27 protein-coding genes are annotated in these 22,789 nt (G+C 53.3%); 21 read left to right on the top strand and 6 right to left on the bottom strand.

Annotated features, from left to right (window positions below):
* The first annotated feature begins 62 nt into the window (after nucleotides 1-62).
* A complete protein-coding gene (gene eno, locus OEZ10_11730; GenBank protein MDH5633651.1) occupies nucleotides 63-1,346 on the top strand; it encodes a phosphopyruvate hydratase in 1,284 nt (427 codons plus the stop codon).
* A 40-nt stretch (nucleotides 1,347-1,386) separates the two neighbouring features.
* Nucleotides 1,387-1,689 carry a cell division protein FtsB gene (ftsB, locus tag OEZ10_11725; GenBank protein MDH5633650.1) on the top strand — a complete coding sequence of 101 codons (303 nt, stop codon included), beginning with the start codon at nucleotides 1,387-1,389 and terminating at the stop codon, nucleotides 1,687-1,689.
* Between the two features lie 42 nt (nucleotides 1,690-1,731).
* On the opposite strand, the gene OEZ10_11720 is transcribed toward ftsB, so the two are convergent.
* From OEZ10_11720 to OEZ10_11700, 5 genes are all read right to left on the bottom strand, one after another.
* Nucleotides 1,732-2,361 (bottom strand): hypothetical protein, encoded by a 630-nt coding sequence (locus tag OEZ10_11720; GenBank protein MDH5633649.1) that lies wholly within the window; start codon nucleotides 2,359-2,361, stop codon nucleotides 1,732-1,734.
* A complete protein-coding gene (locus OEZ10_11715; GenBank protein MDH5633648.1) occupies nucleotides 2,358-2,819 on the bottom strand; it encodes a universal stress protein in 462 nt (153 codons plus the stop codon). The genes OEZ10_11720 and OEZ10_11715 overlap by 4 nt, the downstream gene beginning before the upstream one ends.
* Nucleotides 2,820-2,900: 81 nt before the next feature.
* Nucleotides 2,901-3,029, bottom strand: a complete 129-nt coding sequence (locus OEZ10_11710) for a hypothetical protein (protein ID MDH5633647.1) — start codon at nucleotides 3,027-3,029, stop codon at nucleotides 2,901-2,903.
* 23 nt (nucleotides 3,030-3,052) lie between these two features.
* On the bottom strand, nucleotides 3,053-4,612 hold the full coding sequence (locus tag OEZ10_11705; protein ID MDH5633646.1) for a YeiH family protein: 1,560 nt from the start codon (nucleotides 4,610-4,612) through the stop codon (nucleotides 3,053-3,055).
* Nucleotides 4,613-5,037: 425 nt separating this feature from the next.
* Complete coding sequence (locus OEZ10_11700; protein ID MDH5633645.1) at nucleotides 5,038-6,045, bottom strand: folate-binding protein; 1,008 nt, start codon at nucleotides 6,043-6,045, stop codon at nucleotides 5,038-5,040.
* A gap of 165 nt (nucleotides 6,046-6,210) precedes the next feature.
* On the opposite strand from OEZ10_11700, the gene sdhC reads away from it, so the two are divergent.
* The 7 genes from sdhC (at nucleotide 6,211) to OEZ10_11665 (ending at nucleotide 10,489) form a co-directional block, all read left to right on the top strand.
* Nucleotides 6,211-6,588 (top strand): succinate dehydrogenase, cytochrome b556 subunit, encoded by a 378-nt coding sequence (gene sdhC / locus OEZ10_11695; protein MDH5633644.1) that lies wholly within the window; start codon nucleotides 6,211-6,213, stop codon nucleotides 6,586-6,588.
* Complete coding sequence (gene sdhD / locus OEZ10_11690) at nucleotides 6,585-6,944, top strand: succinate dehydrogenase, hydrophobic membrane anchor protein (GenBank protein ID MDH5633643.1); 360 nt, start codon at nucleotides 6,585-6,587, stop codon at nucleotides 6,942-6,944. Before sdhC ends, sdhD begins: the two co-directional genes overlap by 4 nt.
* A complete protein-coding gene (gene sdhA, locus OEZ10_11685) occupies nucleotides 6,941-8,704 on the top strand; it encodes a succinate dehydrogenase flavoprotein subunit (GenBank protein MDH5633642.1) in 1,764 nt (587 codons plus the stop codon). The genes sdhD and sdhA overlap by 4 nt, the downstream gene beginning before the upstream one ends.
* A 14-nt stretch (nucleotides 8,705-8,718) precedes the next feature.
* On the top strand, nucleotides 8,719-9,420 hold the full coding sequence (locus tag OEZ10_11680) for a succinate dehydrogenase iron-sulfur subunit (protein MDH5633641.1): 702 nt from the start codon (nucleotides 8,719-8,721) through the stop codon (nucleotides 9,418-9,420).
* A complete protein-coding gene (locus OEZ10_11675) occupies nucleotides 9,414-9,689 on the top strand; it encodes a succinate dehydrogenase assembly factor 2 (GenBank protein MDH5633640.1) in 276 nt (91 codons plus the stop codon). The genes OEZ10_11680 and OEZ10_11675 overlap by 7 nt, the downstream gene beginning before the upstream one ends.
* A gap of 151 nt (nucleotides 9,690-9,840) precedes the next feature.
* Nucleotides 9,841-10,065, top strand: a complete 225-nt coding sequence (locus OEZ10_11670) for a hypothetical protein (protein ID MDH5633639.1) — start codon at nucleotides 9,841-9,843, stop codon at nucleotides 10,063-10,065.
* Nucleotides 10,066-10,153: 88 nt separating this feature from the next.
* Entirely contained in the window at nucleotides 10,154-10,489 is a 336-nt protein-coding gene (locus OEZ10_11665) for a hypothetical protein (protein ID MDH5633638.1), read from the top strand.
* A gap of 53 nt (nucleotides 10,490-10,542) precedes the next feature.
* Here the strand turns inward: OEZ10_11665 and nadB are convergent, their stop codons facing one another.
* Nucleotides 10,543-12,195 (bottom strand): L-aspartate oxidase, encoded by a 1,653-nt coding sequence (nadB, locus tag OEZ10_11660; protein MDH5633637.1) that lies wholly within the window; start codon nucleotides 12,193-12,195, stop codon nucleotides 10,543-10,545.
* A 232-nt stretch (nucleotides 12,196-12,427) separates the two neighbouring features.
* On the opposite strand from nadB, the gene rpoE reads away from it, so the two are divergent.
* The 12 genes from rpoE (at nucleotide 12,428) to OEZ10_11600 (ending at nucleotide 22,788) form a co-directional block, all read left to right on the top strand.
* Nucleotides 12,428-13,003: an RNA polymerase sigma factor RpoE gene (gene rpoE / locus OEZ10_11655; GenBank protein ID MDH5633636.1), complete on the top strand. Its 576-nt coding sequence runs from the start codon at nucleotides 12,428-12,430 to the stop codon at nucleotides 13,001-13,003.
* Nucleotides 12,975-13,595: a sigma-E factor negative regulatory protein gene (locus OEZ10_11650; protein ID MDH5633635.1), complete on the top strand. Its 621-nt coding sequence runs from the start codon at nucleotides 12,975-12,977 to the stop codon at nucleotides 13,593-13,595. The genes rpoE and OEZ10_11650 overlap by 29 nt, the downstream gene beginning before the upstream one ends.
* The gene (locus tag OEZ10_11645) at nucleotides 13,573-14,571 is read left to right on the top strand and encodes a MucB/RseB C-terminal domain-containing protein (protein MDH5633634.1); all 999 of its coding nucleotides are present in this window, start codon (nucleotides 13,573-13,575) and stop codon (nucleotides 14,569-14,571) included. The genes OEZ10_11650 and OEZ10_11645 overlap by 23 nt, the downstream gene beginning before the upstream one ends.
* Nucleotides 14,572-14,703: 132 nt before the next feature.
* Entirely contained in the window at nucleotides 14,704-16,524 is a 1,821-nt protein-coding gene (gene lepA / locus OEZ10_11640) for a translation elongation factor 4 (GenBank protein MDH5633633.1), read from the top strand.
* A gap of 1 nt (nucleotide 16,525) precedes the next feature.
* The gene (gene lepB / locus OEZ10_11635; GenBank protein MDH5633632.1) at nucleotides 16,526-17,356 is read left to right on the top strand and encodes a signal peptidase I; all 831 of its coding nucleotides are present in this window, start codon (nucleotides 16,526-16,528) and stop codon (nucleotides 17,354-17,356) included.
* 56 nt (nucleotides 17,357-17,412) lie between these two features.
* Nucleotides 17,413-17,820, top strand: coding sequence for a DUF4845 domain-containing protein (locus OEZ10_11630; GenBank protein ID MDH5633631.1), 408 nt, complete (start codon nucleotides 17,413-17,415; stop codon nucleotides 17,818-17,820).
* Nucleotides 17,807-18,487 carry a ribonuclease III gene (rnc, locus tag OEZ10_11625; GenBank protein ID MDH5633630.1) on the top strand — a complete coding sequence of 227 codons (681 nt, stop codon included), beginning with the start codon at nucleotides 17,807-17,809 and terminating at the stop codon, nucleotides 18,485-18,487. Before OEZ10_11630 ends, rnc begins: the two co-directional genes overlap by 14 nt.
* The gene (gene era / locus OEZ10_11620) at nucleotides 18,477-19,388 is read left to right on the top strand and encodes a GTPase Era (GenBank protein MDH5633629.1); all 912 of its coding nucleotides are present in this window, start codon (nucleotides 18,477-18,479) and stop codon (nucleotides 19,386-19,388) included. Before rnc ends, era begins: the two co-directional genes overlap by 11 nt.
* Complete coding sequence (recO, locus tag OEZ10_11615; protein ID MDH5633628.1) at nucleotides 19,388-20,143, top strand: DNA repair protein RecO; 756 nt, start codon at nucleotides 19,388-19,390, stop codon at nucleotides 20,141-20,143. Before era ends, recO begins: the two co-directional genes overlap by 1 nt.
* A 5-nt stretch (nucleotides 20,144-20,148) precedes the next feature.
* The gene (gene pdxJ / locus OEZ10_11610) at nucleotides 20,149-20,880 is read left to right on the top strand and encodes a pyridoxine 5'-phosphate synthase (GenBank protein ID MDH5633627.1); all 732 of its coding nucleotides are present in this window, start codon (nucleotides 20,149-20,151) and stop codon (nucleotides 20,878-20,880) included.
* On the top strand, nucleotides 20,877-21,254 hold the full coding sequence (gene acpS, locus OEZ10_11605) for a holo-ACP synthase (protein ID MDH5633626.1): 378 nt from the start codon (nucleotides 20,877-20,879) through the stop codon (nucleotides 21,252-21,254). Before pdxJ ends, acpS begins: the two co-directional genes overlap by 4 nt.
* Nucleotides 21,255-21,849: 595 nt before the next feature.
* A complete protein-coding gene (locus OEZ10_11600; protein MDH5633625.1) occupies nucleotides 21,850-22,788 on the top strand; it encodes a hypothetical protein in 939 nt (312 codons plus the stop codon).
* Nucleotide 22,789 lies beyond the last annotated feature (1 nt).

Raw genomic sequence — 22,789 nt, 5'->3', positions numbered from 1 at the left:
CGCCCGAAACCAGAGACCAACAAGACCCCGGTGTGAGACCGGCAGAGAGTGATTAAAATCCGATGAGCAAGATAGTGAATATCAAGGCGCGAGAAATTCTCGACTCGCGCGGTAATCCCACCGTAGAAGCAGATATTTTCCTTGATTCCGGCGTCATGGGCCGGGCGGCTGTCCCGTCCGGAGCCTCAACCGGAGAGCGCGAAGCCGTGGAGCTACGCGATGGCGACAAATCCCGCTATTTAGGAAAGGGTGTTACCAAGGCCGTTGAAAGTGTCAACGGTGTAATTGCGGATGCCCTGAAAGGTATGGATGTCACTGATCAGCAAGGTATTGATACCACCATGATTGAGTTGGACGGTACGGATACCAAGAGCCGGTTGGGCGCCAATGCGCTGCTGGCGGTATCGCTGGCGTCTGCACAAGCAGCCGCCCGTGACAGCAACAAGGCATTGTACGAATACCTGGGCAACGCTGATGATTTCCGCATGCCGGTTCCGATGATGAACATCATTAATGGCGGTGCCCATGCCGACAATTCGGTGGACCTGCAGGAATTCATGATTGTTCCGGCGGGCGCCCCGACATTTCGCGAAGCGTTGCGTTGGGGTGCGGAGGTATTTCACGCACTGAAGAACGTTCTCCATGATCGAGGTTTGAACACAGCCGTGGGAGACGAGGGCGGCTTTGCCCCGGACCTGGGCTCCAATGAAGAGGCGATTCAAGTGATCTTGCGCGGCATCGAGAATGCCGGTTACAAGCCTGGCAAGGATATTTTTCTTGGCCTTGATGTCGCCAGTTCGGAATTCTGCAAGGATGGTCAGTATCGCCTGACTTCGGAAGACAGGGTGCTGGATGCCAGTGACATGACCAACCTGCTGGATGCCTGGGTTGAAAAATACCCGATCATTACCATCGAAGACGGCATGGGTGAAAATGACTGGAAAGGCTGGTCCATCCTGACCGAAAGACTTGGCAAGCGTGTTCAGTTGGTCGGCGATGATTTATTTGTCACCAATACCAAAATCTTCAAACAGGGTATCGATCAGGGTATTGCCAACTCCATTCTGATCAAGGTGAACCAGATCGGCACGCTCAGCGAAACCCTGGCTGCAATTAACATGGCCAAGAACGCCGGTTACACCGCAGTTGTGTCCCACCGTTCCGGCGAAACAGAAGATACGACGATCGCCGATATCGCCGTGGCTACCGGTACCGGCCAGATCAAGACCGGCTCCCTGTCACGTTCTGATCGTGTGGCCAAGTACAATCAATTGCTGAGAATCGAGGAAGCCCTTGGCGACCGGGCCGTTTACCCGGGCCTGTCCGCTTTCCCGATGCTGGGCTAGTTTATATCTGGATTACCCAATCCGGTGATATGATGGCGGCATGATGAGTCGTGATCGCCTGATTATCGTGTTCCTTGCGACGGTTCTGCTGCTGCTTCAGTACCCTTTGTGGCTGGGAAGCGGCAGTATCGTGCGCGTCTGGCAATTACGCGATGAAATTGCGCGACAGCAACTGGAAAACAGGACCCTCAGGGAACGAAACCAGGCACTGCAGGCTGAAGTGGCCGATCTCAAGCACGGCTTGCAGGCAATTGAGGAGCGCGCCCGTTCCGAGCTGGGTATGGTCAAGCCTGACGAGACATTCTATCAGCTGGTCGACAAGCAGAAGAAAAGCAAGCCGTGAGGGCTTGGCGAATCTGGCGTGTTTCTTAACGAAGCTGGAGCGTCAGAATATATCCGGTTTCATTTGCTCTAAAACGTAAATGAGCATGACAAATAAAAAGAAGAAAAACTCAACGACCGTAACCAGGTACAGCATCCAGACAATTCTCCGCGCGGAAGGCTTCATCGGGATCCAAAACCTGCGCATGTAGGTGCGCCAGCCGGGCAGCCAGGACCAGCGTTTTATCCTGGAGAGATAGGTGAGAATGGCTTCGCCCCAGGCATTGAGGCTCTTGTCCACTTCATCGACGCGCTTTTCACGCTCTGGTTCAGACAGGTTGCTGTAGTCATCGGACAATGTGATGACGCAACCCGTGTTATCCGCTTTTACCTCGAGCACAGTGCGCTTCTTGATAAAGTCCCTGTATACCAGCTCCAGCCTGTTTTCACCGTGTGTGCAAGTGAAACTGGTCTGCGTATTCTGCTGGTTACTGTGATTGGTCAGCTGCATGGTGTAGCTGTTGTCGGCGACTGACAGGCTTTCAAAATAGTAGTATGGGTTGATTCTTAACAATACTTCCACATCAGACAGGATAGCAAAGACCTTATCAGCAGGAAGATCAGACCTGATGGTCACCCAGGCAGCATCAGTTGAATCAATGGGCGGTGTTTCTTTGGTACGGATTTCTGTCATAAAGGAAACGGTACAATCAGCAAAGGTGCTTTAATGGCGCGCGACAACTCATCTACATGAATGCGCGAGCGGTAACCTTGCTCGCCTTTTGGTCTTGGCGAGCCGATGATGATGACATCATAATTTTCTGACAAGGACTGCTTTACCAGGCAATCTGTAGGCTTACCAAGATCAACGAATGCGCTATAGCCAAAACCGGCGGCTTCGACCTCTGCCTTGACCTTCTCCATTCGCTCCTGGATTTCGTTTTCCAGCTGGTTTTCAACGTATTCTCCGAAAACAATCTGGGTAGAAGAGTTGTTCAGCCAGTCATCGCCCATCATGCCTTTCCAGAAATCAGGCACAATTTCGAGATGATCGATATGGCCACCATCGGCAGCGATGTCCAGGGCGTATAGTTCCGCGGCCCGGGCGCCGCGCGTACCGTGGCTGGCAAGCAATATTTTTTGATAGGTCATCTTGTATATTGAATTATTCAGTCGAAAAAAATCCCGGACCCTGCGAACAGGATCCGGGAGTCGTGATTAAATCACATTTCGTTATTTGGGAATAGACAATACAACTATTGCAACTATCGCCAGTGATATTCCGAGTGCCACAAAGTCTTCCATGCGGTCACTTTTGAAGATCGACAGGGCGGTGCCACGTTCAAATTTCTTTTCAGACATAATTAATATCTCCCTGAGCAGGTTTAAATCGTTTCACGTACAAACATGAGGATGACGATCAATGCGCCGATGGCCTTGGTAGTACCGACAATGGTGCCAATGACCAGCGGTTGACCGCCTGCCTGCTTGATGGACGAGAACGTGATTTGCATACCCAGTCCGACCAGGCCGAAGGCGAAGAACCAGACGATCAGGTTTCGGAATGCCTTGACGCGCTTGGCGGTATGGCGAACAGCCTTGTGTGCATTTTTCAGTATCTTGTTGGCATCCTTGTCCAGAACCTTGGCATTGACCAGGCCGCGCAAGGTATCGTCATCATCGATAGACATAACCTTCTTGTTTTCGATGAGGCGAGCCAGTGCCGCCTTGCGATCTTCACGCTGAACCTTGTCGGACTGTGCCTGCAGGGCTGCCACTTCTTCATCTTTAAGAAGCTTGGCTTCCTTGATGTTGTTATCGAAGTACTTGCCCTTGTAATGGTTTGCCGGAGCAAAGATACCGGTAGAAGACAGGGCGAATATCAGGATGAAGCCCAGAACGAATACCGGGAACTTGCCAACAATAACCTTGCCAACATTAACCTGTTGCGCACCTTCTTCACGCTTCACGTACCAGACTGCCAACCACAGAACAATAATAGGCAGGAACAGTACACGAGTAATGTTGAAGATTTCGGCAACCTTCAGGGTTTCGATACCGTTCGGCTGGAATGCCAACGCTGCACCGGCTACCTGTGCTGAGTTGAGAATGCCGGTACCAGCCCATGCACCGAACTGGATCGGACCCATTCCCAGGGCATGTCCTACAGGCGGGAAGATAAACATCATCAGAACACCCCAGAGCAGGATGGTACCGATGGTGTAGGCAATTTCAGTAGACTTGGCCTGGACAACCGGGGAAGCGGCAACTGTAGCTGATACACCGCAAACACCCATACCGGCTGAGAGTACGCCACCCATGGAGTTGGGGATGTTGCGACGAGAGCCGAGCCAGAGCACCATGCCAACAGAACCCAGTACGAAGAAACCGATCATGACCACGGACAGGCGGCCCAGCTTGGCCAGTTCGGCCATACTGTACAGCGCGCCCAGCAGGATAACGCCGGTCTTCAATCCCAGGCGGGAAAGGCGAACACCATTTTCTGCCCAGCTGGGAATCTTCAGGTAGTTGACGATGACAATACCGGCAATGATGCCCAGTACGACATAGTTCAGACCAAGCAATTTGTCGATGGTTTTACCGGTATCACCAACAGTGCCCATAGCCTTGCCAATTACGGCAACCCAGGGAGCGAGACCCCATTTTACCGCGGCTGCTACCAGCAGGATAAACAGGGCACCGGCCACTGTAGAAAGGTAGTAATCCATACTGCCTTCCTTGGGTGAGGCCAGTAACTGCCACAGACCAATGATGATACCGACTGCACCGGCAGCCAGCGAAATGGAGATCATCTCTCCGGTCAATTTTTCAACTTTTAATGTGGCCATCAGGCCATCAAGCATGTTTGCCTTAACCAGGTAACCATAGGCCATAAAGATAATGCCCATGATCAAGGTTGCCGGCGTCTTACGCGTGTAAATCATCGGCGAGCTCCTCCAGATAGTCGTGTTTTAATTTTCAACTCGATGGCCAGATAAACAAGACATCGGTTTGAATTTATTCTCTACCCTAATGTTGTGTAGATGATTGCTGGCAATATATGCAACCAACTGATAATAGTAAATCAGTATATTATGATATTGTTAACCTAATACACGTCCTTCCTATTCGATGCAATTCAATCATAGCCCGGTGGCATTAACAACTGTATTGCTTGTGATCGATTGAAATTCCGTGGTTTCATGGTGGCTGAGTACAGGCAAGCCATGTCCGTAATAAATAAAGACGTAACGGAAAGGCAAGTTATTCCATGGATATTGTTTTGCTGGAATCTTTTTAACAGATAACACCATTTTAGAGCGGCGCTCAGGCTTGAACACCGCTTCAGAGTTATACGAGTGGTATATCGTTATGCAGGAGTATTATCTTCAATACTGTATGGCATTGGTAGCAGTGTAATTGGCGGACCATTCTGCGAGTCCATGTGCAGATCATGCGCCAGAGCTCCACTTATTTGACAGCTGACAAGCGCCTTGCACAAACCCATCGCATCCACGCGGGCATCAACTATGCTGCCGGCAGCCTGCTCACCAAAACTTTCCGAAAAGACCGGGGCCCCGGGTTGAGGGCATTGTTGGCTATCAATGGTACCAAGGTACATGCGTTTCTTGAGTTTCCCGAGGTAGCGCATGCGAGCAACAATTTCCTGTCCCGGATAACAACCTTTCTTGAAATTTACACCGTCCAGTATGTCGAGATTGATCATCTGCGGAATAAACTGGTCGACAGTTTCTTCGAATACCTGGGGAATACCTTCTTCAATATCCAGAAGACGCCATCCAGCAGCATCTTCGGTCGCGACTATTCCTGAGCTGCTCTGCCACAGCGTGCCGACAAACCCCGATGGCGCGGATAGCAGTGTGCGTCTTGTATTGCCATTCAGACTAACAAGGGCAATGTCATCGGTTGTGTCATGAATGACAGGATTGGCATCGGCCGGCAGTTTCGGCAAGCCCGGGCAAGACGGGTTGCCGATAACGCCAAGCAGCAGGCGATCTTGACAAAACTTGATGTCAACTTTTGAGCGCATGACAAACATCTGCAATCGCCTGGTCGTCGCTTCGGCCAACGTTGCGGGTAACAAAAGATTGTAATCGTTTCCTGTCTTGAAAATACGAAACAGGGCCAGTACTCGCCCCTTGGGATTACAGTATGCGCTCAACTGGGTCGGATTGGTGTCGAGCAAACGGATATCATTTGACAGCTGCCCCTGCAGGAATTGTGCGGCGTCGTCTCCACTGACACGGATTAGCGCCAAATCCGTCAGTGCGGCCAACGCGGTCCGGGCGCCTGGATCAGCACCGGAATTTGCCAGTGCCTGAGCCGGGGATGATTGCAGGATGTGTTTCCAGTCCATTTGCTAGGTACCTCTTTTTTGATCTTACCGCTTTTGTTATCTGCCAAACCGTGTCTTATAATTGACCATGTCGGTGGCATTCACCGGGATAGCGTGGTCCGCCATGCTTCAGCCGCGCTGCCATGACGCAAGGCAGCAGTATAACAAGGAAAACCAACTGTCCAGATGCGAAAATCAGATCGCCCAGTATTTCTAAACCTGTTCCGGATTCAGCTGCCTTTTGCCGGGGTTACATCTATTGTCCACCGGGTGACCGGCGTTTTATGGGTGCTGTTGTTGCCGGTTGCAACCTATTTTTTGCAATTGTCCCTTGAGAATCGTGAGGGATTCAATGCGATAATGGCGCTCTGGGAGAACCCTGTGGTTCGGGTGCTGACGTGGTTATTTGCAATAATGCTGGCACAACACTTTTTTTCCGGGGTGCGTCACCTGTTACTGGATCTTGATATCGGCGTAAAGAAACAACAGGCAGTCCGGAGCGCGAAACTTTGCTGGCTCGGGACTGCCATTGTCGCACTAATACTCGGGGTATGCTGGTGGTGAAACGCGTGCAATTTCTCGGCTCGTCACGTAGCGGCCTGGGTGAATGGCTGGTACAGCGCATGTCGGCGCTTTATATAGCCGGTTTTCTGCTGTACTTGATTATTCGTTTCAGTGCCGATCCTGTTGCGGATTACGACGCCTGGTTACAGTGGTTTGGCAACGGCATGGTGCGGGCGGCATTTGGTGTATTCGGCCTTAGCCTGGTGGCGCATTCCTGGGTGGGTATGCGCAGTGTGTATCTTGATTACCTCCATCCGTTCTGGCTGCGGCTGACCGTAACCGGTTTGACCGGGGCGTCATTGCTGGCACTGCTGGTATGGATGGGGCGCTTGTTGGTGGAGACCCGTATACCGTGAGACTTCCGGTTCGACGATTTGACAGCCTGGTAATAGGCGCTGGAGGCGGCGGTTTGCGCGCCGCCTTGCAACTGGCCGAGGGTGATGCCCATGTAGCCGTTGTTTCGAAGGTATTTCCGACACGATCACACACCGTTGCAGCGCAGGGCGGCATGAACGCAGCGTTGGGCAATGTCACCGAAGATAATTGGCACTGGCACATGTACGATACCGTCAAGGGCAGCGATTATCTTGGTGACCAGGATGCAATCGAATATATGTGTCGAGCTGCTTCCCGGCTTGTTATTGAACTGGAACACTACGGTGTGCCATTCAGCAGGCTGGACAACGGTCATATCTACCAACGCGCCTTCGGTGGGCAAAGCCAGAATTTCGGAGGAGCGCAGGCAGCGCGAACCTGTGCCGCCGCCGATCGTACCGGCCACGCTATTCTTCATGCCTTGTACCAGCAGAACCTGAAGGCCAAGACCCATTTCTTCGATGAATATTTTGTTATTGACCTGATCAAGGACAAGGACGGCTATATTCTGGGTGCGTTGGTCCTTAACATAGAAACTGGCGAACCTTTGCTGATTGAAGCCAAAACCACCTTGTTGGCTACAGGCGGCGCCGGTCGCATGTTCCGCACATCAACCAATGCGATGATTAACACCGGCGATGGCATGGCAATGGCGCTGCGCGCTGATATTCCACTTCAGGACATGGAATTTTTCCAGTTTCACCCGACCGGTATTGCCGGGGTAGGCGTGCTGATGTCGGAAGGCGTTCGTGGTGAAGGTGGTTACCTTATTAATAGTGAAGGTGAGCGCTTTATGGAGCGCTATGCGCCAACCGCCAAGGATCTGGCCAGTCGTGACGTGGTCAGTCGCGCGATTGCGGTGGAAGTGCGCGAAGGCCGTGGTTGTGGACCAGACAAGGATTATTGTTTGCTGAAAGTTGATCACCTCGGCGCCGAAGTCATCAAGAAGCGCTTGCCAGGCATACGTGAATTGTCCATGCGTTTTGCCCATATTGACCCCATTGAAAAACCGATTCCGGTCTACCCGACGGCGCATTACACCATGGGTGGTATTCCCACCAACAAGGCCGGGCAGGTGGTGGCGCCAGTGGCCCATGGTCCTGAAGAGCCGGTCCCGGGGTTGTATGCCGTGGGAGAATGCGCCTGCGTGTCGGTGCATGGCGCCAATCGTCTTGGCGGCAACTCCTTGCTGGATATCGTGGTTTTCGGGCGTGCTGCCGGCAATCATATACTCGACTACCTCAAGGAAAACCGGTTCCACCGCGCTATTGACCAGGATAGTGTCGATCTGGCCATGAGCCGGTTGTCGCGTTGGGATCGAAAAACCGGCTCCGAATCCGTAAAGGATATACATGATGATCTGCGCAAGACCATGGAAGACTATTGCGGAGTTTTTCGCACACAGGATGTCCTGGATGAGGGTATTGCAAAAGTCCTGGAGCTGGAGCAGCGCCTTGAACATGCCAGGCTGACTGATCACAGCCAGGTATTCAACACAGCGCGCATAGAGGCGCTGGAACTGGAAAACCTGATGGATATATCCATTGCCACGGTAGTATCTGCGGCAGCACGTCACGAGTCCCGCGGCGCACATTCACGTCTGGATTATCCGGATCGTGATGATGAACGCTGGCTGAAACACAGCCTGTTTTTCAAAAAAGATCGACTGCTGGATTACAAGCCGGTTCGCATGAAGCCGCAGTCTGTTGATCCGTTTCCGCCTAAGCCGCGCGTGTATTAAGAAAGGCAGGCGTCATGGCGATCCGGTTTTCAATTTATCGATACAACCCCGAAACGGACAGCGAGCCGCGTATGCAGGATTACGAGCTCGATGATGACTGCGGCGCCATCATGGTGCTCGACGCTTTGATCCTCATCAAGGAGCAGGATGACAGTCTCAGTTTTCGACGTTCCTGCCGGGAAGGAGTGTGTGGCTCGGACGGCATGAACATGAACGGTCGTAACGGCCTTGCCTGCGTGACACCGATCAAGTCGCTGAAGCAGCCAATTGAAGTGCGGCCATTTCCCGGGCAACCGGTTATCCGCGACCTGATTGTCGATATGGAGCCGTTCTACAGGCAGTACCGTTCCGTAAAGCCCTGGTTGATTAACGATGAGCCGGAACCGGAAATCGAGCGCCTGCAGTCGCCCGAAGAACGCGATCGGCTGGATGGTTTGTACGACTGCATTCTGTGCGGTTGCTGCTCGACAGCGTGCCCATCATTCTGGTGGAACCCGGATCGTTTTCTCGGACCGGCGGCGTTGCTACAGTCCTGGCGTTTCCTGGCAGACAGTCGCGACCTGGCGACAGGAGAACGCCTGGATGACCTGGAAGATCCGTACCGGCTGTTCCGCTGTCATGGCATTATGAACTGTGTTGATGTGTGCCCTAAGGGGTTGAATCCCACCAAAGCCGTCGGCCTGATCAAGCAAATGCTCATGAGGCGGAAGTGGTAACCGACGAGGAGATGGCGCGGCTGCGTTGGCGCTGCCGCCGGGGTCTGCTGGAGCTGGACCTTGTTTTTGAGCAATTTATCCGCCACCAATACCCGTCGCTGGGGCCGGAGCTGAAAGACGAATTCTGGTTGTTACTCGACGAAGCCGATAACGCCATTCTTGCATGGCTGAATGGTTCCGAAAGCTGCACGGATAGCGGCTTAAACAAAATTATCAAGAAGATCAGGGAAGATATTGATTATCAACATAAAAAAATCAAAGAAACTTGAATTCATCTGGATAGTTGTCGTTTCCTGCAGCGCGCTCCCAATCGGTCTGGCTCAAATACCGTTCTTTCTGAAACTCTTTCTTTGGCTAATCCTTTTCTTGTATGGCAGGCGAATACATCGGTCATTACGTCATGCCGGGACGACGTTGGCTGTGACTGCATTGCAACTGGATAAACTTGGCCGCTGCCGCCTGCACGTCGGCACCGCGGAGCATGGTGCCAGGGTCGCCAGTCATTGGCGTATCGGTAACTGGTGCCTGCTCCACCTGGATCAATTGCCCGGGCGATCGCGACAACGCGTGATACTGGCGCCCGATACGCTGAGCGCCCGGGAGCGCGCTTATCTGCAGCGCTGGTTGAATGGTTACGAAGGGTAGGCGAAACCAATCTTTTGCTGGCAGATGCACACTGTCTGGCTATGCTTTGTTCTGACTAGATCAATAAAAGAGAGGTCGGTGAATGCAGATGAACAAATTGTCATGGGTATTGATTGGCGCGGTGCTGTTGTCCGCGTGTGCCACCAAGCGTGTTGAACGGTCCATTGAGGCCTATCATGAAGCCGCCGCAACGGTAAAACCGGGTGATTCCAGGGAAGCAGTGCTGTCGGTCCTGAATCCAACACAATGGCGCCTGCCATTTGATGAAAAGAAACAACCGGAAAAATACACGCGCGATGGCAAGCTGGTTGAAGTGCACTATTTTCGCGCCAGACTAATTGATGACGGCAAGACTACTGATGACGAGTTTGTTCCCTATACCTTTGTGAATGATGTGTTGACCGAGATAGGCTGGCGAAAATAACCCGGCGTTACGCCAGCCAGCCGGGCTGATCCTGGAATCATGCAGGGACGTTGCTAAACCGCCGATAATTTCGAGGTGGAAAGTTCTCTTGGGTCATATTCAGACGGGACCAGAATCGTGTCCCGCATTTCATTGTCGTCGGCTTGCGGATAATCGCGCGTGTAATGCAAGCCGCGACTTTCCTTGCGTTGCATGGCTGACTGCACGATCAGGTCAGCAACCTCGACGAGGTTACGCAGTTCGATCAGGTCATTGGTGACCTTGAAGTTGCTGTAATACTCGCGAATTTCGTCTTTCAGCAAATCAATACGATGCTTGGCGCGTGCCAGGCGCTTGTTGGTACGGACTATGCCGACGTAGTCCCACATGAAACGGCGCAGTTCATCCCAGTTATGGGACACCACCACCTGTTCATCCGGGTCGGTAACACGGCTTTCATCCCATGGCGGCAATACGCTGGCGGTAACATCGTCGTTGTCAGTGCGTGAGCCGATATCCTTGGCTGCCGCTGTTCCGAATACCAGGCATTCCAGTAACGAGTTGCTGGCCAGGCGATTGGCGCCGTGCAAGCCGGTGAAGGTGCATTCGCCAATGGCATACAAACCAGGCACATCGGTGCGTCCGCGCAAGTCGGTCATGATTCCGCCGCAGGTATAATGGGCCGCGGGCACCACCGGCAGTGGCTCCCTGGTCATATCAAAGCCGAACTCAAGGGTGCGTTGGTAGATGGTTGGAAAGTGTTCTTTTATGAATTCAGCAGATTCATGACTGATATCAAGATTGACGTGGTCAACGCCGTGCCGTTTCATTTCAAAGTCGATGGCGCGGGCGACAACGTCACGCGGCGCAAGCTCCTCGCGTGGATCATGTCGTCTCATGAACGCACTTCCATCGGGCAGCGTCAATTTGCCTCCTTCGCCACGAACAGCTTCGCTGATCAAGAAAGACTTGGCTTGTGGATGGTACAGGCAGCTGGGATGAAACTGGACAAACTCCATATTGGCCACGCGGCAACCGGCACGCCAGCCCATGGCAATACCGTCACCGGTCGACGTATCAGGGTTGGTGGTATAGAGGTAGACCTTTGATGCGCCGCCTGTTGCCAGTACCACGTAGCGGGCCTGGTATACATCAACCCGGTTATTGCTGCGATCAAGTATATACGCACCAAGACAACGATCGGGACCGGCCAGACCAAGACGTTTTCGCGTAATCAGGTCAATGGCGATCTGGTGTTCCTTGAGGGTGATGTTGCCATGGCTGCGCGCCAGGTCCAGCAGCGTGGTTTCGATGGCGCGGCCGGTAGCATCGGCAGCATGAATCACCCGGCGGTGACTGTGGCCGCCTTCCTTGGTCAGGTGCAGCAAGGAATTGCCGTTACGGTCAGCCTGGCTACTGAATGACACCCCGGCGTCGATGAGCCACCGGATGGCTTCGGGTCCATGCTCAACGGTGTAGGTGACAGTATTTTCATGACACAAGCCGGCACCGGCATCGAGAGTGTCCTTGATGTGGGATTCAAAAGAATCCTCATCACCGTCAAGTACGGCGGCAACGCCACCTTGTGCATACAGGCTGGAGCCTTCGCTGAGCGCCCCCTTGGCCAGCACCGTGACACGATGCGAATCGGCCAGGCGCAGCGCCAGGGTCAGCCCGGCGGACCCTGCACCGATAACAAGAACATCAGAAAAAAACGGCGTAGGCATGATTGATGTGTTGGTTACCGGGTTGCAGATTTTTGAATACTGTTGAAAGATGCCCAAGCATAACCACTAACATTGGCGGACGGAAGCAAAAACCCGGGCACGAACGACAGGAAAATGAACCTTTTACAGAATCAGCGGTCTACGCTCACGAAGCACAGTTTATCCACCCGGGTGAAGGCGATGGCATTGGCAGTATTGGCAGGGGAGTACAAGCTCAAGGTGTGTAGCGTCGATGATTGATCAACAAACCGATGTTGACCTGGTTCGACGGACGCGACGGGGCGAGCAGGCCGCTTTTAACCTGCTCGTACTCAAGTATCAGCACCGGGTCAGCAAGCTGGTTGCCAGGTTTATCCATGACTCGTACGAGGTGGAAGATGTGGTCCAGGAGGCCTTTATCAAGGCATACCGCGCGATTGGCAATTTTCGAGGCGACAGCGCTTTTTATACATGGCTGTACCGAATTGCCGTGAACACAGCCAAGAATCACCTGGTGAACAGTGGTCGCCGACCACCCGGTACGGACATGGATTTTACAGACGTAGAGAACATGGCTATGGGTTCACCCCTCGCGGAAATTGCCACGCCGGAAAAGTGCATGCTGGCAGATGAAATAGCTCGTACCGTTCAGGATGTGATTGGCGGCCTGCCCGAGGAGCTAAGAATAGCCATTAGTCTCAGGGAGTTCGAGGGGCTGAGCTATGACGATATTGCAGGGCTCATGGATTGCCCTGTAGGTACGGTTCGGTCGCGAATTTTTCGTGCCCGGGAAGCTATAGATGAAAAACTCAGACCGCTGTTGGCATAACGAGGCTGCGATAGTGACAAACGAGACTGACAATATGAAAGACGCAAAAGAAAGAATGTCCGCGATGTTGGATGGTGAATTGGCGCCTGGTCAGGTAGACAGCCTGATTCGGCAAATCAACAGTGATCCCGAACTGCAAAAGGTCTGGGAGCGTTACCATGTAGCCAGCGCCGCAATGCACGGTGAACAAGGCCGGCATCGGTCTGGTTTAAGTCAGCGCATTATTGAGCAGCTCAGACAGCAGCCGGTCATGCTGGCACCGGAACCAGGCGTGCAACCGGTTAGGCGATGGACGCAAGCACTGGCAGGCCTTGCTATTGCTGCATCGGTCGCCGCTGTTGCGTTGTTCGGGTTACCGAGCCTGCTTCATGAGCCAACCGGCAATGACCTGCTGGCCGGCAAGCCCATCCAGGACGGAGATTACATCCGGGCAGGGAATACATACTGGAAAAACAATACACCGGCACTGGAGCAGGAACTGAATCTGTACCTGGTTGAGCACAACGCCTACAGCCCGGTATCAAACCTGAAAGGTATCATGGGTTATGGCGCTGTTGCCGGGTACGATAATGCCAGTAAACAAGACAAGTAGGATTGTGCTCGCGCTGTTCGCGTTGACGCTGGTGCCAGTCATGGCAAGTGAGACCATGGCCGATGAAAGCGCCACCGATTGGTTAATGAAAATGAGCCGCGCGGCGCAGACGCTGAATTATCGCGGTCATTTTGTTTATCAGCACGATGGCCAGATGGAAGCCATGGAGATTGTCCACCAGGTTTCAGCAGGCCAGGTGCGGGAGCGGCTGCTGTCTCTCAATGGTGCGAAGCGGGAAATCATTCGGAATAACGACGAAATTCGATGTTACCTGCCTGACGAAAACGCCATTACGGTCAGTCGTGCTTCAATGACGACAAAAAATTTCCCGGCACTGGTTCCCGCGATGCTGGAAACACTCAAGCCTTTTTATCGTTTCGCTTTGGGGCAAACCCGGCGTATAGGAGGGCGCCCGGCCCGGGAAGTACAGATCATGCCGGCAGATGAATATCGTTATGGCCACCGATTCTGGGCAGATCAGGCAACGGGCTTGCTTGTCCAGGCCGAGTTACTGGCCAACGGGGGCGAAGTGCTCGAGCAATTCATGTTCACTCATGTGGATATCGGCGCCAATATCGCCAGGTCAGAACTCGAGCCCACTACCGGTCACAAACAGATGGTGACTCATGATTCCGACGGTGACGGAGAACTGACAGACAACACGGGCGATACACGGGTGTGGCAGGCACAATGGATGCCTCGGGGTTTTGTCGTCAAAAGCTATCGTCGCGCAATGAAGCCCATGTCAAACCAGCAGATGACCCACATCGTGTTGTCGGACGGCCTGGCGGCGGTGTCAGTTTTCATTGAGCCTGCACGGTCGGCGCAAAACGACGGTGGAAACCGCATGGGTGCGGTTAATGCCTGGCGTCGACACCTGGCGCAGTTTCAGATTACTGTGGTCGGCGAGGTGCCTGAAAAAACCGTCCGGAAAATCGCCGAGCAAATGCGCTGGCAGGCCGGAAAAGAGCGATAGAAGCTATTTATTGTGCCGCCAAGAGAGGATATGATTGGCCGCGATCGTATCAGCAGGAAGGCGCCGTCGGCGCCTTTTCTGCATTTTTGAACATTTGGCTATGCCGACGGCAAAGCCTGATCCAGAGATTTCATGAACAATCCAGAGCACAGTCTTGATCCCGGCCTGATCCGAAATTTTTCCATCATTGCCCACATTGACCATGGCAAGTCGACTATTGCCGATCGTTTTATTCAGCGCTGCGGCGGGCTTGAAGAGCGTGAGATGGAATCCCAGGTGCTGGACTCCATGGACCTGGAGCGTGAGCGGGGCATAACAATCAAGGCGCAGAGTGTTAGTCTTGATTATCCTGCGCTCGACGGTAAAACCTATCGCCTGAACATGATCGATACTCCCGGTCACGTCGATTTTTCGTATGAGGTATCCCGCTCCCTGACTGCTTGTGAAGGTGCCTTGCTGGTAGTCGATGCGGCCCAGGGCGTTCAGGCGCAAACGGTGGCCAACTGCTACACGGCAGCGGAACTGGACCTGGAAATTGTCCCGGTTCTGAACAAGATCGATTTGCCGGCGGCGGAGCCGGATCGTGTCAGGAACGAAATCGAGGAAATTATCGGGATTGACGCATCGGAAGCCATCCAGGCCAGCGCCAAGTCCGGAATTGGTATTGACGATATTCTGGAATCCATCGTCAAGCGCATACCGGCGCCCAAGGCAGACAGAAGCAAGCCATTACGCGCACTGATCATCGATTCCTGGTTTGATAATTACCTTGGCACCGTATCACTGGTGCGTGTTGTTGATGGCTCGCTGAAGCCGAAAGATCGCATTCTGCTGATGGCGACGGGCCGTGAATACCAGGTTGATGAAATCGGCATTTTCACGCCCAAGCGCAAAAAAGTCACCCGGCTCGAAGCGGGCGAAGTAGGGTACGTAATTGCGGGCATCAAGGATGTTCGTAGCGCCCGGGTCGGCGATACCATGACTCTCGCCAACAAGCCCGCAGCTTCGGCGCTGCCGGGCTTCAAGGAAATCAAGCCGCGTGTGTTTGCCGGGCTGTACCCGGTGGAGTCGGCGGACTATGACGATTTTCGTGATGCCCTGGAGAAGTTGTTGCTTAATGATGCATCGCTGCATTATGAGCCGGAGACTTCAGAGGCGCTTGGTTTCGGATTTCGTTGCGGCTTTCTCGGCATGCTGCACATGGAGATTATCCAGGAGCGCCTGGAGCGTGAGTACGACATTGACCTGATCACGACGGCGCCGACAGTGGTGTATGAAGTGGTGCTGAACAGTGGCGAGACATTGCTGGTAGAGAATCCGGCGCGCCTGCCAGAGCCGTCAACAGTACGGGAAATGCGGGAACCTATTATTGTTGCCAACATCCTGTCACCGCAGGATTACGTCGGTGCGGTGATCGGGCTGTGTGTTGAAAAGCGGGGTATTCAGCGCAATATGCAGTATATTGGCAAGCAGGTAATGCTCAGTTATGAGCTGCCGCTGAATGAAGTGGTGCTGGACTTTTTTGACCGGCTGAAATCAGTTTCCAGGGGATTCGCTTCGCTGGACTATGACTTCCTCGAGTTTCGGCCATCCAGTCTGACCCGGCTGGATGTCCTGGTAAACGGCGAGAAAGTTGATGCGCTCTCTATTATTGTGCACAAGGATCAGGCGCAATACCGCGGCCGCGAGTTAACGAAAAAGCTGAGAGAGATTATTCCGCGTCAAATGTTTGATGTGGCAATCCAGGCCGCCATCGGCGCCAAGGTTATTGCCCGTGAGACGGTCAAGGCATTGAGAAAAAACGTTACCGCCAAGTGTTATGGCGGCGATATCACCCGAAAGCGCAAGCTTCTCGAAAAACAAAAAGCCGGCAAGAAACGAATGAAACAGGTGGGTTCGGTAGAAATCCCCCAGGAAGCGTTCCTGGCTGTGCTCAGAGTGGATGACAAATAATATGGATTTTTCGCTGTTCCTGTTCCTGTCCCTGGTTGTGACCGGCGTTGTCTGGGCCTGGGATGCATTCATGATGAAAGGTGGGCGCGAACAGCGCGCGGCTGATTTGCGCAACGCCGGTGGTACCGTTGATGCCGTGGAGCGAATCCGGCGTGAACCAATAATGGCTGAATACGCGCGCAGTTTTTTCCCGGTCATCCTGTTTGTATTTGTATTGCGCTCGTTCCTGTTTGAGCCATTCAGAATTCCATCGGGTTCGATGCTGCCCAACCTGCTGGTGGGTGATTTTATAGTCGTGAACAAGTACGCCTACGGTGTTCGCCTGCCGGTGATAAACAAAAAAGTCATCAATATTGCAGCACCGGATCGCGGTGATGTCATGGTTTTCCGGTTTCCGCGTGACCCCTCGGTAAACTACATCAAGCGTGTCATCGGTGTGCCGGGTGATCGTATTGCCTACCGGGACAACAGGCTGCATGTCAATGGAAAAGCAGTGACTTATGACAAGCAGGCAGACTATATTTATCGGGATATCAGCGGTGGAGAAAGAAAGTTCTTGCAGTACCTGGAACAACTGGACGGCGAATCCGGGGAGCACAGGGTTATCCTGGAAGAAGGAAGTTATGCTTCCGGGCCAATAGAGCTCACGGTTCCTGAAGGGCAGTATTTTGTCATGGGTGACAATCGTGACAACAGCAATGACAGTCGTTATTGGGGATTTGTCCCGGATGCCAACGTCGTCGGAAAGGCCTTCATGATCTGGTTCAGTTGGGATTTGAGGATGAGCTGGGACCACGTATTGTGGCATCGAATGGGAAATTCGATAAACTAGGCAATATCGGTTATTTTTACAGGGCAGGCACGATGGCCACAGGAGGAGCAGTGCACATGGGTCGAAACAATATGAATATGAATCATCGCTTCCAGCGCGGTATGTCTATCTGGTCTTTCTCGCTGATTGCACTGGTGGGCGGGTTTTTTGTCCTGGTGGGGGTAAAAATGGTCCCGGTCTACCTTACGGACATGAAAATCAAGAGTGCATTGACCAGCCTTGCCCGGGATCCGGTGGCGCAAAATGCCCCGAAATATGAGATCAAGGAAATGATCCGCAAACGACTCGAAATAGATATGGCAGAACGGGCGGTAAATCTTGAGCAGGATCTGGCGTTTGAACGTGATGGCCGGGCCCGCGTTATCCGCATTGCCTACGAAAGCGTAACACCGCTGTTTTCCAATATATCGATACTGGTGCAGTTTGATCACAAGGAAAAGGTGGGTGACTTTGCCGGCGACTAAATTCAGCCGTCTGTACAAAAAACTGGGGTATGTATTTTCAGATGAAACAATATTACCCCAGGCGCTAACCCATCGAAGCAAGAGCACTGTCAACAATGAACGTCTCGAATTTCTTGGTGACAGTGTTCTTGGATTTACCATCTCCGCCGAACTCTACAGGCGATTTCCCGAGACTAATGAAGGCGTATTGACCAGGTTGCGCGCCAGACTTGTGCGCAAGGAAACACTGGCAAGACTGGCCCGCGAACTGGGCCTGGGTGACTATCTTCGCCTCGGCACCGGCGAACTGAAAAGCGGTGGTTTTGACCGAGACTCTATCCTGGCCGATGCGCTGGAAGCCATTTTTGGAGCGGCGTTTGTCGACGGTGGAGTTGATGCCGGACGGCAGATCGTATTGCATCTTTATCAGCATGAACTGGAAAGCACGACCAGCGCGACAGCCGCCAAGGATCCGAAAACCCGGTTGCAGGAATATCTGCAAAAGCAGGGGCTGACCCTGCCTGTTTATTCGACTGTTGATATCAAGGGCAAGGCCCACAGACAGGAATTCCAGGTAAGTTGCGAGGTGCCTGGCCTGGAACCTATTGAAGGGCGGGGCAGCTCCCGGCGCAAGGCCGAACAGGATGCCGCCAGTATCGCCTACGAGAAACTGCAAAATGAATCCTGATACACCTTATCGCTGTGGCTACGTGGCCCTTATTGGCCGACCCAATGCCGGCAAATCGACGCTGCTCAATCGCCTGGTAGGGGAAAAACTTGCCATCACGTCGCGCCGTCCGCATACCACGAGACAGCAAGTACTGGGAATACGAACGACACCGGCCTGTCAATTGATCTTCATTGATACGCCGGGCATGCACGACAGCAGGCAGAATTCCATGAATCGCTACATCAACCGAATCGCCAGAGGTGCGCTGGAAGGGGTTGACGCCATTGTTGTATTGATTACCCCGCGCGGCTGGACAGATACGGACAAGACAATACTGCAGGCTGCGCTTAAGGAAAACGTACCGGTGATTATCGCAATAAACAAGGTTGATACGCTTGAGGATCGCGATGCGTTGTTACCGCTTATTGCCGAATCTTCGGCCATGCCAGGAGCCGATGTCATTCAGGATATTATTCCGATCTCGGCGTTACGCGGCGAGAATCTTGATCGCCTCGAAAAATTGCTGATGCGGCAACTGCCGGAGCAGCCGGCAGTATTCCCTGAAGATCAGCTGACTGACCGGACTGACCGGTTCATGGCCAGTGAGTACATTCGTGAGCAGGTGTTCAGACAGCTGGGACAGGAGGTGCCGCACGCAGCTGCCGTGTCCATTGAATCCTATGCCGAGGAAAAAAAGCTAATCCGTATCGAAGCCATTATCTGGGTGGAGCGTGAAGGCCAAAAAGCCATCGTTATTGGCAAAAAAGGTCAGCGCATGAAAGATATTGGCAGTGAAGCCAGGAAACAACTCGAAGCGTTCCTGGGCAAGAAGGTGTTTCTGCAGTTGTGGGTCAAGGTTCGTGAAAACTGGCGTGACAACGAGATGATGTTGCGCAACCTGGGGTTCGGAGAGGACTGATGATCAGGGTCGACAATGAGCCGGCATTCATCCTGCACCAGCGTGACTACCGGGAAACCAGTCGACTGGTGGAGCTCTTTACACCGAATCACGGGCGCGTCAGCGTCGTCGCCAAAGGTGTGCGACGCCAGCCGAAAAAGGGAAGCCAGGCAATTGGTCTTTTCCAGTCCTATAGCACCAGCTGGTCCGGTCGCGGCGAATTGATGAACCTGAACCGTATCGAAGCTGATTCGTTGGCAGCCGAACTTGCCGGCGAGCGACTATATTGCGGACTTTATGTGAATGAAGTATTAATGCGCGTGCTTCATTACCAGGAGCCGCACCAGGAACTGTTTTATCATTACCGTGGCCTGATTACAGAGCTGGCCGCGGCAGGCAATCTGGCGTTGTTGCTGCGCCAGTTTGAACTGAATTTGCTGACGGAGCTTGGTTACGGGTTGGTACTCGACCACGAAGTAGCAGGCGGGAAGGCTATTGATTGCGACGCGACCTATGACTATATCATCGACGCAGGACCGCGGCTTCTGGCTGACAAGGCCCGCGCATCCGGGGTTGTGATCAGCGGCAACTGCCTGATCGGTCTCCGGCAAGGTGACCTGGCGCCAGGCTGCCTGCCATCAGTACGCAACCTTATGCGCGCCGCAATTGATGCGAGGCTTGACGGCAGGCCGCTGGTCAGTCGGCAAATGTTACAGCGCATGAGGCGAATTCATAAATCGACACCAGTTGCTAAAGAAACAATGGTACCAGAGTGAAATAAATGAGTATGAAACTTGGAGTCAACATTGATCACGTCGCGACATTGCGACAGGCACGCGGTACGCGGTACCCCGAACCGGTGCAGGCTGCGCTGGAAGCAGAGCAAGCAGGTGCCGACGCCATTACCCTGCATCTTCGTGAAGACCGTCGACATATCCAGGATCGTGATGTTGAATTACTCAAGGACATCCTGCAAACACGCATGAATCTCGAAATGGCGGTGACCGAAGAAATGATCGGCATTGCTTCCCGCATACAGCCTGCTGATTGTTGCCTGGTTCCTGAGCGTCGAGAGGAGCTCACAACCGAGGGAGGCCTGGATGTTGCCGGACAAAAAGACAAGATTGCCCGCGCCTGTGAGAGACTTGGCGATGCCGGTGTCAGGGTTTCTCTTTTTATTGATGCCGATCTTCACCAGCTTGATGCCGCGCAAAGTTGTGGCGCGCCGGTAGTTGAAATTCATACCGGGCATTACGCCGATGCCAGAAACGAGAAACAGAAAATAGCCGAGTTCGCCCGTATCGAAAGGGCGGTGCAACACGGGCTGGAACTTGGTTTGCAGGTAAATGCTGGACATGGGTTGCATTATCAAAATGTTCATACAATTGCCGGTCTGACTGGTATCAGCGAGCTTAATATTGGTCATGCCATAATTTCACGTGCTTTGTTTGTCGGTATGCAGGCAGCCGTGAGTGAAATGAAACGTTTGATGCGAGAGGCGCAAATCCGGTGATATTCGGTATTGGCACCGACATCGTCCGGGTTAACCGTATGCAACACGGTATTGACCGGTTTGGCGATGAATTTGCTCGCAGAATTCTTGCGCAACAGGAATTTGATGAGTATGTGAAGATCAGCAAGCGCGCCAATTTTCTGGCAAAACGATTCGCGGCAAAGGAGGCAACGGCGAAGGCAATGGGCCTGGGATTCCGTAATGGTCTCCGCCTCAAGGATATTGCTGTTACCAACGATAACCTGGGTAAACCGCTGCTAAAGCTAAGCGGCTATGCTGACAAGTTTGCGTGTGAGCATGATATTGTCGCCATGAATATCAGTCTGAGTGATGAACAAGACTACGCTGTCGCCTTTGTAATACTCGAGCGCTGATTTCTTCTTCATAAAGTCCAGCCGGTCAACTGCCGATTTCCCGGGATTAAAATACAGTCCGGTCTTGTTGCGACATGTACTGAAGCATGCAAGGGGCGCCATCCACTCCTGTTTATGGACAATTCCAATATTGGCGTCTGTTTGTTTTGTACCGGAATCTGCTGCTACCGGGTTTCCTGGAGATCAATGACTTCTTTGGAAGCAATATTTGCCAGCGATCAGCGTTCTCGCGTGCCTACAGGCGCGCGGGCAATATGTCCGGAATCGGGAGATTGAACAGATTCGGCAAGTTCTCTGTGCCGGCCATAAGCAAGGCCGCGATTTCGCTATACCCGTCCCGCCTGGCAAGTTGCCGCGCCAAAGTCATTTCAGTGTGTTAACTGGGCAAGGCGCCACCGGGCAGGTGTTCCCGGGAAGAATTGTGGTGCGACTGAATGGTCATGCACGATGTGAAATGGCTCCCCGGGCGAGCCGCAATAAGAACCACGATTAAAAAGGCCAGAGTGGCTATGCCTGCGTCAATAATGGCATCGCGGTCCGCAGCGTGACATAAATCCCCTTTTTCTGTCCATCCTAAACACCTATTTTCGCGGGAATGGGTGAAAAATCCGATGATCAACTGCCGGCTGCGAAGTTTATCTGCAGCTGCGGCGAGAAGTTTGAGGCTGCACCAACCAGGGTGGAGCCCGATGAGTCACGTCCGTGGCATCCGTGGGAGTACTTTGGCCGGTGTCCTGAGTGCGGTGATGAGGCGCCGCAGGCGCATTGGCAGCGCAATCTGCTAAAGGGCTGGGCGAGCGCTACGGGGCCGAAGACGCCGGAGGGCAAGGCATCCAGCGCGGCGAACCTGGAGGGACACCCTACACCGCAGGAGGCGCTGATTACCCGGTTTAACCGGATGACCACCGGCCTGCACGCGAAGGTGGCCCGATATTTCCCCGCAAAGCCTGGCAAGTATGACGCCTGCAACGGTTGCCGATATCGGCGCTCCCTGGAGTGTTTTGATGAAAAGGTGTGTTTGATTCGAACCGAGCTCTATATGAAACACCTGGCTGCATTTGAGCAGCAGGATCCGAGCAAGCTGCAGCGATACAACGCAGAACTGCAGGCAACTCTCCGCGCGATCATCGATGACATGCTGCTGGGCATTATCAGCAAGGGTGTGCAGATCGAATCCCCGGTTTATGGTTTCGATAAAGAGGGCCGCCTGCATATTGGCGAGGTGACGGATCCGGACACCGGTGCCAAGGAGGTGCTGACGGAGCTGCGAGCCCATCCGTTGCTCAAACCGCTGATGGAATTCATTGGCAAAAACAACCTGGCGCTGGGCGACATGGGCATGACTGCCAAGGTGCAGGATGAGCAGGAGATCACCCAGGGCTTTCTGGAGCATGCCGAGAATGACCGCGAGACCATGCAGCAATTCCTGGAGCACCAGACAAAGGGACAGCAGAAACTCATTGAGCTCATCAACCGCAACACGTCACCGATCAAGGGCGATGTGATCGATGCGGAGGTGGTGCGCCGTGAGTGAG

The sequence above is a fragment of the Gammaproteobacteria bacterium genome (assembly GCA_029880545.1).
In the GTDB taxonomy this organism is placed as follows: Bacteria; Pseudomonadota; Gammaproteobacteria; order Acidiferrobacterales; family SZUA-150; genus JAOUOD01.
Note: the sequence above shows the minus strand (reverse complement) of the source record. Positions and strands in the feature narration are given on the sequence as shown.

What these genes read in the sequence shown, in the direction of transcription:
- eno (MDH5633651.1), top strand. Translation starts at nt 63, where the DNA reads ATGAGCAAGATAGTGAATATCAAGGCGCGAGAAATTCTCGACTCGCGC.
- ftsB (MDH5633650.1), top strand. Translation starts at nt 1,387, where the DNA reads ATGATGAGTCGTGATCGCCTGATTATCGTGTTCCTTGCGACGGTTCTG.
- OEZ10_11720 (MDH5633649.1), bottom strand. Translation starts at nt 2,361, where the DNA reads ATGACAGAAATCCGTACCAAAGAAACACCGCCCATTGATTCAACTGAT.
- OEZ10_11715 (MDH5633648.1), bottom strand. Translation starts at nt 2,819, where the DNA reads ATGACCTATCAAAAAATATTGCTTGCCAGCCACGGTACGCGCGGCGCC.
- OEZ10_11710 (MDH5633647.1), bottom strand. Translation starts at nt 3,029, where the DNA reads ATGTCTGAAAAGAAATTTGAACGTGGCACCGCCCTGTCGATCTTCAAA.
- OEZ10_11705 (MDH5633646.1), bottom strand. Translation starts at nt 4,612, where the DNA reads ATGATTTACACGCGTAAGACGCCGGCAACCTTGATCATGGGCATTATC.
- OEZ10_11700 (MDH5633645.1), bottom strand. Translation starts at nt 6,045, where the DNA reads ATGGACTGGAAACACATCCTGCAATCATCCCCGGCTCAGGCACTGGCA.
- sdhC (MDH5633644.1), top strand. Translation starts at nt 6,211, where the DNA reads ATGCGAAAATCAGATCGCCCAGTATTTCTAAACCTGTTCCGGATTCAG.
- OEZ10_11680 (MDH5633641.1), top strand. Translation starts at nt 8,719, where the DNA reads ATGGCGATCCGGTTTTCAATTTATCGATACAACCCCGAAACGGACAGC.
- OEZ10_11665 (MDH5633638.1), top strand. Translation starts at nt 10,154, where the DNA reads ATGAACAAATTGTCATGGGTATTGATTGGCGCGGTGCTGTTGTCCGCG.
- nadB (MDH5633637.1), bottom strand. Translation starts at nt 12,195, where the DNA reads ATGCCTACGCCGTTTTTTTCTGATGTTCTTGTTATCGGTGCAGGGTCC.
- rpoE (MDH5633636.1), top strand. Translation starts at nt 12,428, where the DNA reads ATGATTGATCAACAAACCGATGTTGACCTGGTTCGACGGACGCGACGG.
- OEZ10_11650 (MDH5633635.1), top strand. Translation starts at nt 12,975, where the DNA reads ATGAAAAACTCAGACCGCTGTTGGCATAACGAGGCTGCGATAGTGACA.
- OEZ10_11645 (MDH5633634.1), top strand. Translation starts at nt 13,573, where the DNA reads ATGCCAGTAAACAAGACAAGTAGGATTGTGCTCGCGCTGTTCGCGTTG.
- lepA (MDH5633633.1), top strand. Translation starts at nt 14,704, where the DNA reads ATGAACAATCCAGAGCACAGTCTTGATCCCGGCCTGATCCGAAATTTT.
- lepB (MDH5633632.1), top strand. Translation starts at nt 16,526, where the DNA reads ATGGATTTTTCGCTGTTCCTGTTCCTGTCCCTGGTTGTGACCGGCGTT.
- OEZ10_11630 (MDH5633631.1), top strand. Translation starts at nt 17,413, where the DNA reads ATGGGTCGAAACAATATGAATATGAATCATCGCTTCCAGCGCGGTATG.
- era (MDH5633629.1), top strand. Translation starts at nt 18,477, where the DNA reads ATGAATCCTGATACACCTTATCGCTGTGGCTACGTGGCCCTTATTGGC.
- recO (MDH5633628.1), top strand. Translation starts at nt 19,388, where the DNA reads ATGATCAGGGTCGACAATGAGCCGGCATTCATCCTGCACCAGCGTGAC.
- pdxJ (MDH5633627.1), top strand. Translation starts at nt 20,149, where the DNA reads ATGAGTATGAAACTTGGAGTCAACATTGATCACGTCGCGACATTGCGA.
- OEZ10_11600 (MDH5633625.1), top strand. Translation starts at nt 21,850, where the DNA reads ATGGGTGAAAAATCCGATGATCAACTGCCGGCTGCGAAGTTTATCTGC.